We start from the raw sequence: 13,615 nt of genomic DNA on the forward strand, positions 1-13,615 counted from the left end.
ACGAATGATAGGCATCAAGACTCTTTCGGGCGAACGCCGTACGCTCTGGATTTAGTAGGACGTCCGACTACATTGAGGAGCGAACGAGATCATGCGCGTCGTCGTCACCCGCGGGCTCGTGGGGGCCGCCTGATGAACCTCCAGCCGGACGCCGAGGTCGTGACCCTGGTCACCGGACGCCTCGGGCAGATCATCCTCAACCGGCCCCGCGCCCTGAACGCCCTGAACCACGACATGATCCGCCGGATCGACACCGCCCTGCGGGCCTGGGCCTGCGACGACTCCGTCTCCGCCGTGCTCATCAGGGGGACGGGCGAGCGCGGCCTGTGCGCCGGGGGCGACATCCGCGCCATCCACGAGGACGTCAGGACCGGGGGCGGGGCCTCACCGGCGTTCTGGCGGGACGAGTACCGCCTCAACGCCCTCATCGCGCGGTACGGCAAGCCGTACGTGGCCCTGATGGACGGCATCGTCATGGGCGGCGGGGTGGGCGTCTCCGCGCACGGCGGTGTGCGGATCGTCACCGAACGCACCGCCCTGGCCATGCCGGAGACCACGATCGGCTTCCTGACCGACGTGGGAGGCACCTACCTGCTGTCGCGGGCGCCCGGCGAGCTCGGCACCCACATGGCGCTGACCTCGGCGGCGATCGGGGCGGGCGACGCCGTCGCCTGCGGGCTCGCCGACCACTTCGTCCCCTCGGCGGATCTCGGCGCCCTCACCGCCGAACTGGCCTCGGGGGACGTGGCGGGGGTCGTCGCCGCCTTCGCCCGCCCGGTGCCGCCCGGGAAGCTGACCGGCGAACGCGGATGGATCGACGCCTGCTACTCCGCCGAAACGGTCGAGGAGATCGTGGAGCGGCTGCTCGGCGACGGCGCCGAGGAGGCGAAGCGGGCGGCGGAACTGGTCTCGGCCAGGTCGCCGACCGCGTTGAAGGTCACCCTGCGCGCCCTGCGCCTGGCCCGAGGGCTCGGCTCCCTTGAGGAGGCGCTCGACCAGGAGTACCGCGTCGCCTGCGCGATGCCGTCCGCGCCCGACCTGGTCGAGGGCATCCGCGCCCAGGTGATCGACAAGGACCGCTCCCCCCGCTGGTCCCCCGCCCGTCTCGAAGAGGTGAGCGAGCGGGACGTGGACCGCTTCTTCGCACCCCTGGGCGAACACGAGCTCGGGCTGTCCGCGGGGCCGGGGTGACGGCCGTTCAGGCGCGTCCCTCCCGGCCTCCCGTACGGCTTCTCGGGCGGCCGGCGAGCAGGACACAGTCGCCGCACTTGCCGCCGCCGGGCAGCCGGTAGTACAGGCAGCAGCTGCGCCGGGTGAAGACCGGCCGCCCGGGGACGGGTTCATCCAGCTCACCGGTGTCGCGCAGCAGCCCCGTCCCCAGCAGCTCCCGGCCGAGCGCGACGGCCCTCGTGGCCAGGTCGGGGCGCCGGCCCGCGAGGACGCACACGGCTCCCGCCAGGGCCGAGGCGGCGTTGCCCCACAGCAGGCCCGGCGCGATCCCGACGACCTCCCGTACGGCCAGCGCCAGCGGTTCGAGCAGCCCGGTCACCACGCCGCGGTACATCGGCACGGCCGCCTCGACAGGGCCGGGCACACGCCGCCCCGCGGGCCGTACGGCGCGCAGCGGCAGCGGCCCGGCGGGGGCCGGGTACCAGTGCAGCCGGTCGGGGGCCAGGTCGAGGAGGAGGTCGTGGGCGGCCACGGCCCCGACGACCGGCGACCACAGGCGGGCCGCGAGCCCCTGGAACTGGATGGAGGCCGCCACCCGTGGCTGGTCGGTGCCCAGGCGCACGGCGACCTCGGCGACGCGCCGTTCCAGCAGGGCGCGGTCGGTGAGCAGGTCGGTGAGCGGCCGCCAGCCCGGCTCCGCCTCGCCCTCGTCGAGCTCGAAGTAGCCGCCGACCGAGGACACCTCGGCCATCGCCGCAGAGACGGCCTCCGGGGCGGCGGGCGCGATCACGGGGGCGCGCCGGACGGGGGACATGACGAATCACCGATCCTCTCCCGGGGAGGTCCGCCCCGGCCTGGCCTGAGGAGGCGACCGCGTGAGTCTCCGGCTCCCGGCGAGACTCGTCGTGAGCCATCCGCCCACGACCGGCTCGCCGGTCACGGTGGCGGGACCGCGCCGGACTCGCACCGGCTTCCTCTGACCGCCGTCGCCCGCGGCGGCATCATCTCACAGGGGACGGAGACTTCTCTGTGCTCCGGGTGCCGACCTCCGGCGGACCGGCCCGGCGGGACCCGCCCACGGCGGGGAGGGCAGACTCTTCCCCGTGAAGCGAATCCTCATCATCGGCATCGGCGCGGGCGACCCCGACCATCTCACCCTCCAGGCGGTCAAGGCCATCGGCCGGGCCGACGCCTTCCTGCTGGTGGACAAGGGAGAGGTCAAACACGACCTGGCCGATCTGCGCCGGGACATGATCGAGGCGCACGGGCGGCGGCCGTACCGGGTGGTGCAGGCCCAGGACCCGGAGCGGGACAGGACCACCCCCGCCTACGCCTCGGCCGTCGAGACGTGGCGTTCGCGGCGCGCCGACCTGTACGAGGCGTTCGTCCGCGACGAACTCGGCGAGGACGAGACCGGGGCGATCCTCGTCTGGGGCGACCCCGGCCTCTACGACAGCACGCTCGCCGGGATCGAGGAGGTCGCCGGGCGGGGGACGGTCGTCTTCGACCACGAGGTCGTCCCGGGCATCACCAGCGTCTCCGCGCTGACCGCCCGGCACCGTACCAATCTGAACCGGGTCGGCCGCCCGGTGCACATCACCACCGGCCGCCGCCTGGCACAGGAGGGGCCGACGGCCGACGACGTCCTCGTCATGCTCGACGCGCACTGCGCCTTCGCCGACCTGGGGGACCGGGCGGAGGAGTTCCACATCTACTGGGGCGCCTACCTGGGCACCCCGGACGAGATCCTGGTCTCCGGGCCGGTGACCGAGGTGGCGGGGCGCATCCGCGACCTGCGCGCGCAGGCCCGGGATCGCAAGGGCTGGATCATGGACACCTACCTGCTCAGGCGCCTGCCCCCGGCGTGAGGCTCAGCTCCCTGCCGCCCGCCCCGTGCCCGTACGGCCCGCGCGCCACTCGCGGGCCGGCAGCCAGATGAGGGAGCGGCCACCCATGACGCCGGTCAGCACGCCCACGGGCAGCCGGGCCGGGGCGAGCAGGCGCCGGGCGGCCAGGCAAATGGGCCGGTGGTATGAACCAGGTCACAGGCCGCCACCTTGACAGGGCGCGCCGAAATCCAAAAACTGAGCTTAGGCTTACCTAAGTTACCTGAAGCTCGCCGCCGCCCGGACGTGGGCCCCGGGCGCGGCGTCCGCCGCATCGTGGTCTCGACGCTACGGGAGACCACGATGCGGCCGGGGCCCTGGCATACCGGCCCCGAGGAGCGTTCGCCGCCCGGACGAGAGGCAGGACCGGGCCCGGGTACGGCGGGCCGACCGGAGACACCCCGGTTCGGGGCGGGGGCGGCCAAGGGGAGATCCGGGGCGGGCTAGGCTGTGGGGGAACCCTCGCGCCGGCTCGCCGAGCCCGGCCGGGGCGTCTCGCGGCGGTGGGGCCCGCCGTACCCGAACCGCGGCACGCGCGCCGCCAACGGTCCCTGCTCGTGACAGCTCGCGCCCTGGAACCCGGGGCGCACGCCACGTGTGGGGAGGATCATGCGCCCGGATGAGGTGGGGCCCGCAACGGTGACCGAGCCCGTCGACCCAGACGTCGATCTCGCCGACGTACGGCGCCGCCGCCAGGCACGCCGCTCGCAGCTGCGCGTGCTCGCCGCGGTCGCCGCCGGAGGCTCGATCGGCGCGGCGGCCCGTTACGGGGCGTCTCTGCTGTGGCCGACCCCGCCTGCGGCCTTCCCGTGGACCACGCTGGGCGTCAACGCCCTCGGCTGCCTGGTGATCGGCGTCTTCCTCGTGACGCTGACCGAGGCCTGGACCGCCCCCGTCTGGGTGCGGCCGTTCTTCGCGACCGGCGTGCTCGGCGGGTTCACCACCTTCTCCACCTACTGCGTGGACATCGAACGCCTGGTCGCAGCCGGACGGCCCGGCCCGGCGCTGACCTACATGGCCGTCACGGTCGTGGCCGCCATGGCCTCGGTCACGGCCGGAGCGTGGATCACCCGCCTGATCCTGGCGGCGGTGAGACGGAAGGCAGGGAGAACACGATGATCATGTCTGGGCGAGGGCTGAGACTGACCGTCTTCCTCGACGACACCGACACCTGGCACCACCGTCCGATGTACACCGAGATCGTGCACCGCGCCCACGCCGCCGGGCTGGCCGGGGCGTCGGTCTTCCACGGCCTTGAGGGCTTCGGCGCCACACAGGTCGTGCACACCACCCGGCTGCTGTCGATGGCCGACGACCTGCCGGTCGCCGTGGTGATCATCGACACCGAGGAGGCCGTCCGCGCCTTCCTGCCCCAGCTCGACGACCTGCTCATCGAGGGCGTGGCCGTACTCGACCAGGTCGAGATCGTCCACCATCGCGGCGGGCGGGCCGCACGGTGAGCAGCACGGTGAGAGGCACGGTGGGAGACACGGTGCGGAGGGGGGCACGGTGAACTGGCTGCTGGTGCTGGCCGGCGCCGCCGTCGGCGCGCCGCTGCGTTATCTGACCGACCGGACGGTCCAGGCCCGGCACGACACGGTCTTCCCGTGGGGGACCTTCACCGTCAACGTGTCCGGCTCCCTCGTCCTCGGCCTGCTGGCCGGGGCCGCGCTGTCCGGCGCGGTGGGCACGGAGATCCAGTTGCTGGTGGGGACCGGGTTCTGCGGGGCGCTGACCACCTACTCGACGTTCTCCTACGAAACGTTGCAGCTGGCCGAGAACGGCGCGCGTTTCTACGCGGTGGTCAACGTCGTCGCCTCGGTGGTCGCGGGTCTCGGCGCCGTTTTCGTCGGCATGACCCTCGCCCGGGTCCTCTTCGCCTGACGCCGGGGCCTCCCATCGCCCCTCAAACCGGCCTCCACGGACGGATTCCCCGGCGGAGACGGCTCTGCCGTGCCACGCGTCCGCCCCGCGCAGTCCGGCCGCGGGTAAAGAAAGAGGCCTTCTTCCTTGATTGAGGAAGAACAACCCTTTTTCTCACCGTTACCTCTGTGAGCTGCGGATATGACGCGGCGTATACGCAAGGTTCCGACTTTTGGGGTAGTTCATATGTTCGCGGTGCTCGTCGCGGTACTCGCGGGAGCCTTCATCTCGGTCCTGCTGGTCGTGGTCGTCCTGTCGGCGACCAGGGGCAGCCGGGCCAGGCGTCCGCAGCGGCCCGTCTCCACAGGACCTCACCGGCATGTGAACCGTGTCCTCTCCCCACTCGGTCTCGCCTCCCTCCTGCAACGCGGCCACCGGCGCTCAAGGACCCGCGCGGCCGGACCCGGCGCGGGATGACGGCGGTGTCTCCTTGCTCCGCCTGGCGGCGTCGCGGACTGTGTCTCCTTGCTCCGCCTGACGGCGTCGCGGGCTTGGGCGCCTCCGAGTCGGCGCTTTCCCTCGTCACTCCGTCGCTGCGCTCCTGCGTTCCTCAGTCCAAGCACCGACGGCGCCCAAGCCGAAACTCCTCACGCTGAGGGCCGGTAGGGCATCGATGGCCGCCGTCTCCGTCAGTGGTGCGTGGTCAACCGGTTGGCGGTGGTGTGACGGCTGGGCGGCCGTTCGTCGGTGCTTGAGACCGTGGTCGCACGGGCGAGGCGCCGGGTGCGACTCCGGTCGCACGTTATGGAGCCTTGGGGTCGATGTGGCGCCGTGTGCCCTGCTCTGAGAATGGCCGGGTGACCGAGATCATCGCGGGGCTGTACATGTCCCCGCTGGAACTTCTTTCCCTGCTGGGCGCCGTCGCGCTGGTGGTGGCGCGCTGGCTTGCCCCCGCCGCCCGCCCGTACGTCACGATCGCGGCGGGGACGGTCTTCGTGCTGTCCGCGATCGCGCTGGGTGTGGCGGGGCTCCGCTGGCAGATGCTGCCGGTGCTGGCGGGCGCCGCCGTGGCGTTTCCGTTCGCTCTCGCTCCCCTGCTGGGACGCCGTACCGGCCGGTCGGCGTGGCGGGCCCGGTGGTGGCTGGCGTTGCCGGGGTCTGCGGTCTGCGCCTGCCTGATCGCCGGGGGTCCGGTGGCCGCCTGGGCCTTCCCGGTTCCCGTGTTCCCCGAGCCGTCAGGCCGTTTCGCGGTCGGCACCCGGGTGGCGCAGTGGACCGACCCGCACCGGCCCGAGAGCTTCACCGCCGATCCGGACGACCGGCGCACGGTCGTGGTCCAGCTCTGGTATCCCGCGCGGAAGAGCCTCGCGGGCGCGCGGCGGGCCCAGTACCTCGGACGCACCGAGCAGGAGGCACGTGTCGTCTCCGGCACCCTCGCCCGCCAGGTCGGCCTGCCCGGCTTCCTGATCGACGGCGTCCCGCGTGCCCGCTCCCGTTCCGTCTTCGACGCCCCGGTGGCCGGGGGGAGCGAACGGTTCCCGGTCGTGCTGTTCTCTCCCGGGTCGGGCGGGGTCCGCACCCAGAACACCGCCTGGGCCGAGGAACTGGCCAGCCACGGCTACGTGGTCGCCACCCTCGACCACCCGTACGACTCCGCCGCCGTCGTCCTCGCCGACGGCCGGACGATTCACGCCAGGACCGCCTCCACCGGAGACCGGGACAAGGACGACAGGCTGGCGGTCGGCTGGACGGCCGTCCGGGCCTCCGACCTCGGCTTCGTCCTCACACAGCTGGAGCGACTGGATCGAGGCGAGATCACCGACCCGCTGGCCGGACGCCTGGACACCGGCCGGGTCGCGGTCACCGGCCACTCCATGGGTGGTGCCGCCGCCCTGCAGGCCGCCCGGCAGGACAGCCGGTTCGACGCCGTCATCGACCTGGACGGCTATCCCCACGGCCCCGCCTCCCCCGCCCTCAACCAGCCGGCGCTCGCGCTGACCCAGGCCGTGACCCCGGGAACCGACCCGCGTTACATCCCCCGCCTCACCGAGGCCCTCAAGTCCGGCACCGCGACGAACTACCGGCTCACCGTTCCCGGCGCCGCGCACCTCACCTTCATGGACGGTCCCCTGTACCTGCCGCCTGTGCCGTCGATCGTCGGTTCCCTGGGCCGTGCCGAGAGCCCGCGCGTCGTCGCCGCGGCCACCCTCGCCTTCCTGGACGCCACCCTGCGGCACGAACCCGGTGACCTGGCCCGCGGCCTGTCGGCCTACGGCGACCTCAGCGTCCACCGCCCGGGTGAAGGCCGCTGACCGGCGCCGGAACACACCTCGTCCTCCGGACGATCAGATCAGGACGTCCGCGTCCGTACGGCTTCGCAGTTCTTCGACGCTCACGCCGGGGGCGGTCTCGACGAGCCTCAGGCCTTCGGGGGTGACGTCGAGGACGCCGAGGTCGGTGATGATCCGGTTGACGCACGCCCTGCCGGTGAGCGGCAGCGAGCACCGCCGTACGAGCTTCGGGGAACCGTCCTTGGCGGTGTGGTCCGTGATCACGATGACCTTGCGGACGCCGTGAACCAGGTCCATCGCCCCGCCCATGCCCTTGACCAGCCTGCCGGGGACCATCCAGTTGGCCAGGTCGCCGCCTTCGGAGACCTGCATCGCCCCCAGCACCGCCACGTCGATGTGACCGCCGCGGATCATGCCGAACGACAGCGCGGAGTCGAAGAACGACGCGCCCGGCCGTACGGTGACCGTCTCCTTGCCCGCGTTGATCAGGTCCGGGTCCACCTCGTCCTCGGCGGGGTAGGGGCCGACGCCCAGGATGCCGTTCTCCGAGTGCAGGACGACCTCGACGTCCGGCGGCAGGAAGGAGGGGATGCGGGTGGGCAGGCCGATGCCGAGGTTGACGTGGTCGCCGTCGCGCAGTTCGGCCGCCGCCCGCGCGACCATCTCGTCACGGCTCCAGCTCATCGGGACTCCTCGAAGGTCATGACGTGGTCCGCTTCTCGATGGCCTTGTCCGCCGCCTGCTCGGGGGTGAGCACCAGCACGCGCTGGACGAACACGCCCGGCAGGTGGACCTCGTCGGGGTCGAGCTCGGTCAGCTCCTCGACCTCGGCGACGGTGACACGCCCGGCCATCGCGGCCAGCGGGTTGAAGTTCCTGGCGGCCTTGCTGAAGACCAGGTTGCCGTGCCTGTCCCCCTTCGCCGCCCTGACCAGCGCGAAGTCGGTGGTGATGCCGCGTTCGAGCACGTATGACCTGCCGTCGAACTCGCGGACCTCCTTGGGCGGCGAGGCGACGGCGACCGAGCCGTCGGGGGCGTGGCGCAGCGGCAGGCCGCCGTCCGCGACCGGGGTGCCGACACCCGCCGGGGTGTAGAAGGCCGGGATGCCGCTGCCGCCCGCGCGCAGCCGTTCGGCCAGGCTGCCCTGCGGGGTCAGTTCGACCTCGATGTCACCGGCGAGGTACTGCCGGGCGAACTCCTTGTTCTCGCCGATGTAGGAGGCGGTCACCCGGGCGATGCGCCGGGCGGCCAGCAGGAGGCCGAGGCCGCCGCCGTCCACCCCGCAGTTGTTCGACACCACGGAGACTCCGGTCACCCCGGTCTCGTAGAGGGCCTGGATCAGCACGTTCGGGATGCCGCTGAGGCCGAAGCCGCCGACCGCGAACGACGCCCCGTCGCCGACCCCGGCCAGCGCGTCCGCCGCCGTGGCGACCACCTTGTCTCTCCGCACGTGTGTTCCACCCGCCCGAGATGTTCGTTGAGTGAACTTTAGTTCACTATTGTTGTGTCGAGTATGCGGTCCGGAGTAGTTCCTGTCAAAGTGCCTGCGACGGACGAGAAGGGACCGAGAAGGGACACCGAATGGAACCGGCCGGAACCCTGGAGCGGGGGCTGGGCGTGCTGCGCGCGCTCACCACCGAGCCGTGGCGGCGGACACGCGCGACCGACCTGGTCCGCGCCACCGGCCTGGCCAGGTCGACGGTCGACCGTGTCCTGGCGACCCTCGTCCACCTGGGCTACCTCAGGGCGGAGGAGCGCGAGGTGCTGCTCGCCCCGCGCCTGATGGAGCTGGGTGAGGCCTACCTCGTCTGCGCGGGCCTGCGTGAGGTCCTCGCCCCGCACGCCGAACGGCTCGCCGCCGAGCTGGACGAGTCGGTCTCGCTGGCCGTGCCCGACGGGGACGGGGTGCGTTTCTTCGGGCAGTTCACCCGGCGGCGCGCCGTCTCGGTCGCCTTCCGGGTCGGGGACCTGCTGCCCGCGGACCGCTGCGCGGCGGGCCTGGCCCTCCTCGACGACCAGGACACGCCGTGGGCCGAGGACGACCAGCTCGTCGAACCCGGTCTGATCGCGGTCGCGGTCCCCGTCAGGGACGCCGCGGGTCAGGCGCTCTGCGCGCTGAGCGTGGTCAGCCACACCAGCAGGCACACCATGGCCGGGCTGCGCTCCCACGCGGTGGCCAGGCTGCGTGAGACGGCCGCCCGGATGGAGGCCGCGCTGGCCGCCGTCCCGCCGCCCGCCCGTCCCGTGCCGCCTCCCCCCGCCGTGGACGTCTCGCGCCCGGCGAAGGAGGCGCTGGGGGCGGCCTACCTGCAGTCACTCGCCCGTGGCCTGGCCGTGCTCGTGGCGCTCGGCACGGTTCCCGGCGGGCTGTCTCCCGCCGACGTCGCCAGGGTGACCGCTCTGCCGAGGGCCACCGTGGGACGGGCGTTGCAGACCTTGGAGCGGCTGGGATACGCCCGCACCGAGGGTTCCCGCTCCGTCCTGCTGCCCCGGGTCCTGGAGCTCGGATACGCCCACCTCTCGGGACTCTCCTTCGGCGAGATCGTCCAGCCGCACCTGGCGGACCTGGCGGCCAGGATCCACGAGTCGACATCGGTCGCGGTGCTCGACGGCGACGACGTCGTCTACGTGGCCCGGGTGCCCACGACGAAGATCATGCGGGTGGACATCGTCGTCGGCACCCGCTTCCCCGCGTACGCCACGTCGATGGGCAGGGTGCTCCTGGCGGACCTGCCTCAGGAGCGGCTGGCCTCGATCGCCCTGCGCCCGCTGACCCGGGACACGGTCACCTCCCCGGCCGAGTTCGCGTCCGCCGTACGGCGCGCGGCCGTGGACGGCTACGCCGTGGTCGACCAGGAGCTCGAGGAGGGGGTGCGGTCCATCGCCGTCCCGGTGCGCGGCCGGGACGGCCGGGTCGTCGCCGCCGTCAACGTCGCCACCCACGTCGACCGCGCCACCCCTGCCGCCCTGGTCGAGAAGGTCCTGCCCGCGCTCGTCGAGACCGCGGCCAGGATGTCGGCCGACCTGGCCTGCGCCCGGGTGACTCCGCCGCAGCGCTGACCGGTGGCCGTCAGTCGTGGAGGGTCGTGGGGCGCACGACGCCGCTCTCGTAGGCGAAGACCACGACCTGGGCGCGGCTGCGCAGCCCGAGTTTCAGCAGAACGTGGCTGAGGTGCGTCTTCACGGTGGCCTCGGCCAGGTTCAGCGCCACGGCGGCCTCGGCGTTGGACAGTCCGCGCGCCACCTGGACCAGCACCTCGTACTCGCGGGAGGTCAGCCGCGCGAGCCGCTCGTCGCGTTCGGACACGGACGGTGTGAGCTGGGGGGCGAACCTCTCAAGCAGGCGGCGGGTGACCCTCGGGGACAGCGCGGCCTCCCCCGCCGCCACGTCACGGATCGCGCCGAGCAACTCGGCGGGCCGGGTGTTCTTCGGCAGGAAGCCGACCGCCCCTGCCTTCAGTCCGGCGAAGGCGTACTCGTCCAGGTCGAAGGTGGTCAGGATGAGCACACGTGAGCGTGGGCAGTCCCTGACGATCCTCCGGGTGGCCTCGATCCCGTCGAGGCCGGGCATGCGCACGTCCATCAGCACCACGTCGGGGCGCAGCCGCCGGGTCATCCTGACGGCCTCCTCGCCCTCGCCCGCCTCCCCGGCCACCTCCATGTCCGGCTCGGCCTCGAACACCATCCGGAAGGCCATCCGCAGCAGCGACTCGTCATCGGCGATCAGCAACCGGATCGTCACGGTCTTCTCTCCCCTGTCAGGTTCAGGTCGGCCGCCACCCGCCAGCCGCCGCCGGGCACCGGTCCCGCGTGCAGGGTCCCGTCGTAGGCGGCGACCCGTTCGCGCATCCCGGTCAGGCCCCGCCCCGGCGTCCCGTCCGCCGCCCGTCCGGGGCGGCCGTCGTCGACGATCTCCACCTCGGCGCGCCGAGGCGTCAGCCGGACGCGGACCTCGGCCGTCGCGCCCGGCGCGTGCCTGAGCGTGTTCGTCAGCGCCTCCTGGGTCAGCCGGTAGACGGTGAGCTGGGCGGCGGCGGGGATCGTCCCGGGGTCTCCGGCGACCCGCAGGCTGGTCGGCAGCCCGGCCGCGCGCATCCGGTCGGCCAGGGGACCCAGCTGGTCGATCCCGGGCGCCGGGTGGCGCGAGGCGTCCGCCCGCTCGGCGGGGCCGGCGCCGAACTCGCCCGCCCCGGGTTCGCCGGCGCCGAGAGAGCGGCGCATGTCCTCAAGCGCCTGCCTTCCGATGCCGGCGATCCGCTCCATCGCGTCGGCCGCCCGCTCCGGCGCGCGGTGCCGTACGTGGGCGGCGCCGTCGGCCAGGGCCACCATGACCGACAGGTTGTGGGTGACGATGTCGTGCATGTCGCGGGTCATCCTGGCGCGTTCCTCGGCGACCGCGAGCCTGGCCCGCTGTTCACGGTCGTGTTCCAGCGAGGCGACGTACGCCCGCCGGGCCCGCGCCCACAGACCCGTGGTGACGGCGACGGCGGCCATCGCGGTCAACGCGGCCACCGAGAACGGGAACTGGCCCGGCGGCGCCCACCGCGCCGCGGCCAGCACCACCCCGGCCTCCAGGACGAGGGCGGCCGTGAGCGCCCACCGCCACGGACGGTGGGCGACGACCGTGTAGAGGGCGACCAGCAGTGCGACGTCGGCGGGAAGCTGCACGCCGGCGGCCCACTGGATCGCGGCGGCGGCGCCGACCGCGCAGAAGACCGTCAGCGGCGCGCGCCGCCGCCACAGCAGCGGCGCCGTCAGGGCCACCTGGAGCAACAACGTCCACGGCTCTCCCCGGGACAGCACCTGGCCGGGTCCGAGCGTGACGAGAAAGATCACGGCGGCCGGCAGCGCGTCGGCGGCCAGGGACGGCCATCGGATCGGATCCGTGGGCCAGGCCACCGGGCGGTCGCCTCTTTTCATGCCGCTCACCCTACTTGTCCTGCTGGTTCTCCCCCCATCCTTCTCAGGGAGGAGCGTCCGGGCACCTCAGCCGGAAGTCGTAGGTGTGGATCAGCCGTATGCCGCTGGCCCGGGACCGTGCCCCGCTGCCAGCCTCGTCGGCGCAGGAATCCACCACTCGTAAGGAGTCCCACATGTCCCTCGGCACGATCGCCTCGGCGGTCGCCGGTCTGGCGCTGACCGCGGTCGCCGCGGCTCCCCTCGCCGCTCCTGTCTCCCCGCCGCTTTCTGCGCCCCTTTCTGCGCCCGTCGCCGCCTCCGCCGTCCCTGCCGCGCACGCCTCGGACGGTGCCCCCGTCACGATGACGCTGCCCGCGCCCGGCGGGCCGTACCCCGTCAGCACCTTCGCCGTGCGCCTGGTCGACCGGTCCCGCCCCGACCCGCTGGTCAGGTCGAAGCCCTACCGGGAGCTGATGGTCAGCCTGTGGTACCCGGCCAGGGGCACCGGCGGGAACCCGCGCACGGCCCCCCACATGGCTCCCCTGGCCGCGGCCGACTGGGACCGGCACTCCGCGCCGCCCATGGGCGTTCCGGCGGGCGCGGTGAACTGGGCCGCCACCCCGACCCACGCCCGCCCCGGCGCGCCGGTCGACCGCGGCGCGGGCAGGCTGCCCGTCGTGCTCTTCGGTTCCGGGGACGGCGGGCCGCGCACCCTCGGCACCTCCCTCGTCGAGGATCTGGCCTCCCGCGGCTATCTGGTCGTCACCGTCGACCACACCTATGAGGCCGACCAGGTGGAGTTCCCCGGCGGGCGGGTCGTGCGCGCGCTGCCGCTGCCCTCGAAGCTGACCCCGCGCGTCATCGCCAAGCTGCTCGACCGGCATTCGCGGGCCCGTCTGGCGGACATGCGGTTCGTCCTCGGCCGGATCGCCGCCCTGGGACGCGGCGACGCCCTCGGCGCGGGGGAGCCCGCGGGGCTTCGCGGCGCCCCCGACCTGTCCCGGGTCGGGGCGCTCGGCCAGTCCCTCGGCGGGTCGGTCGCGGCGCAGCTCGTCCACGACGACCCACGTGTGGACGCGGGCGTCAACCTCGACGGCGGTTACGTCGGCGGGGTCGCGGACAGCGGCGTCGCCAAGCCGTTCATGCAGCTGGCGGCCGAGGCGCACACCCGGGCGAGCGAGCCGAGCTGGAAGTCCTTCTGGGACGCCTCGACCGGCTGGAAGCGGGAGCTCCGGTTCAAGGGGGCGGCGCACGGCTCGTTCACCGACCTGCAGGCGTTTCTGCCGAAGATCGCGGAGACGGTGCCGAAGGTGCCCGTCGCCGACTTCGTCGGCACGATCGACCCGGTCCGGTCCGTCGCGGCCCAGCGGGCCTACGTCGCGGCCTTCTTCGACCTGCACCTGCGGAGGAAGGCGACCACCCTGTTCGAGGCCCCCGACGCCCGCTTCCCCGAGGTCTCCCTCATCCCCTGACCCGTCGTCCGGGGTAACCGGTCGCGATGGAGCC

General features: G+C 73.3%; 14 protein-coding genes and 1 riboswitch. Of the genes, 9 read left to right on the forward strand and 5 right to left on the reverse strand.

The annotated features are described in order from the left end of the window. Positions 1-132 precede the first annotated feature (132 nt). Positions 133-1,191: an enoyl-CoA hydratase/isomerase family protein gene (locus tag ABZ470_RS34950; RefSeq protein ID WP_362771749.1), complete on the forward strand. Its 1,059-nt coding sequence runs from the start codon at positions 133-135 to the stop codon at positions 1,189-1,191. Between the two features lie 7 nt (positions 1,192-1,198). Here ABZ470_RS34950 and ABZ470_RS34955 read toward each other — a convergent pair whose 3' ends face one another. Continuing rightward, positions 1,199-1,984 (reverse strand): (2Fe-2S)-binding protein, encoded by a 786-nt coding sequence (locus ABZ470_RS34955; RefSeq protein ID WP_362916804.1) that lies wholly within the window; start codon positions 1,982-1,984, stop codon positions 1,199-1,201. A gap of 63 nt (positions 1,985-2,047) precedes the next feature. Continuing rightward, a riboswitch (cobalamin riboswitch) is annotated at positions 2,048-2,148 on the reverse strand. Between the two features lie 125 nt (positions 2,149-2,273). Between ABZ470_RS34955 and cobF the strand changes: the two genes are divergently transcribed. The 6 genes from cobF (at position 2,274) to ABZ470_RS34985 (ending at position 7,231) form a co-directional block, all read left to right on the forward strand. Next, complete coding sequence (gene cobF, locus ABZ470_RS34960) at positions 2,274-3,038, forward strand: precorrin-6A synthase (deacetylating) (protein WP_362916806.1); 765 nt, start codon at positions 2,274-2,276, stop codon at positions 3,036-3,038. Between the two features lie 627 nt (positions 3,039-3,665). Then, the gene (gene crcB, locus ABZ470_RS34965; protein WP_352009214.1) at positions 3,666-4,175 is read left to right on the forward strand and encodes a fluoride efflux transporter CrcB; all 510 of its coding nucleotides are present in this window, start codon (positions 3,666-3,668) and stop codon (positions 4,173-4,175) included. A gap of 2 nt (positions 4,176-4,177) precedes the next feature. Next, positions 4,178-4,516, forward strand: a complete 339-nt coding sequence (locus ABZ470_RS34970) for a DUF190 domain-containing protein (protein WP_362916808.1) — start codon at positions 4,178-4,180, stop codon at positions 4,514-4,516. 49 nt (positions 4,517-4,565) lie between these two features. Next, positions 4,566-4,940 carry a fluoride efflux transporter CrcB gene (crcB, locus tag ABZ470_RS34975; RefSeq protein WP_352009212.1) on the forward strand — a complete coding sequence of 125 codons (375 nt, stop codon included), beginning with the start codon at positions 4,566-4,568 and terminating at the stop codon, positions 4,938-4,940. Positions 4,941-5,165: 225 nt separating this feature from the next. After that, positions 5,166-5,396, forward strand: a complete 231-nt coding sequence (locus ABZ470_RS34980) for a hypothetical protein (RefSeq protein WP_352009211.1) — start codon at positions 5,166-5,168, stop codon at positions 5,394-5,396. 380 nt (positions 5,397-5,776) lie between these two features. Next, a complete protein-coding gene (locus ABZ470_RS34985; protein ID WP_362916810.1) occupies positions 5,777-7,231 on the forward strand; it encodes a dienelactone hydrolase family protein in 1,455 nt (484 codons plus the stop codon). Between the two features lie 33 nt (positions 7,232-7,264). Here ABZ470_RS34985 and ABZ470_RS34990 read toward each other — a convergent pair whose 3' ends face one another. Beyond that, complete coding sequence (locus ABZ470_RS34990) at positions 7,265-7,894, reverse strand: CoA transferase subunit B (protein ID WP_362916812.1); 630 nt, start codon at positions 7,892-7,894, stop codon at positions 7,265-7,267. A gap of 16 nt (positions 7,895-7,910) precedes the next feature. Continuing rightward, positions 7,911-8,660, reverse strand: coding sequence for a CoA transferase subunit A (locus ABZ470_RS34995; protein ID WP_352009208.1), 750 nt, complete (start codon positions 8,658-8,660; stop codon positions 7,911-7,913). Between the two features lie 131 nt (positions 8,661-8,791). Between ABZ470_RS34995 and ABZ470_RS35000 the strand changes: the two genes are divergently transcribed. Beyond that, positions 8,792-10,270 (forward strand): IclR family transcriptional regulator C-terminal domain-containing protein, encoded by a 1,479-nt coding sequence (locus tag ABZ470_RS35000; protein ID WP_362916814.1) that lies wholly within the window; start codon positions 8,792-8,794, stop codon positions 10,268-10,270. A gap of 10 nt (positions 10,271-10,280) precedes the next feature. Here ABZ470_RS35000 and ABZ470_RS35005 read toward each other — a convergent pair whose 3' ends face one another. Together ABZ470_RS35005 and ABZ470_RS35010 are read right to left on the reverse strand one after the other, a co-directional pair. Further along, on the reverse strand, positions 10,281-10,952 hold the full coding sequence (locus ABZ470_RS35005; RefSeq protein WP_352009206.1) for a response regulator transcription factor: 672 nt from the start codon (positions 10,950-10,952) through the stop codon (positions 10,281-10,283). Then, the gene (locus tag ABZ470_RS35010; RefSeq protein ID WP_362916816.1) at positions 10,949-12,130 is read right to left on the reverse strand and encodes a histidine kinase; all 1,182 of its coding nucleotides are present in this window, start codon (positions 12,128-12,130) and stop codon (positions 10,949-10,951) included. Before ABZ470_RS35010 ends, ABZ470_RS35005 begins: the two co-directional genes overlap by 4 nt. Before the next feature lie 173 nt (positions 12,131-12,303). On the opposite strand from ABZ470_RS35010, the gene ABZ470_RS35015 reads away from it, so the two are divergent. Further along, on the forward strand, positions 12,304-13,581 hold the full coding sequence (locus ABZ470_RS35015; RefSeq protein ID WP_362916818.1) for a lipase: 1,278 nt from the start codon (positions 12,304-12,306) through the stop codon (positions 13,579-13,581). Positions 13,582-13,615 lie beyond the last annotated feature (34 nt).

The sequence above is a fragment of the Streptosporangium sp. NPDC020072 genome (assembly GCF_040631445.1).
GTDB lineage: Bacteria > Actinomycetota > Actinomycetes > Streptosporangiales > Streptosporangiaceae > Streptosporangium.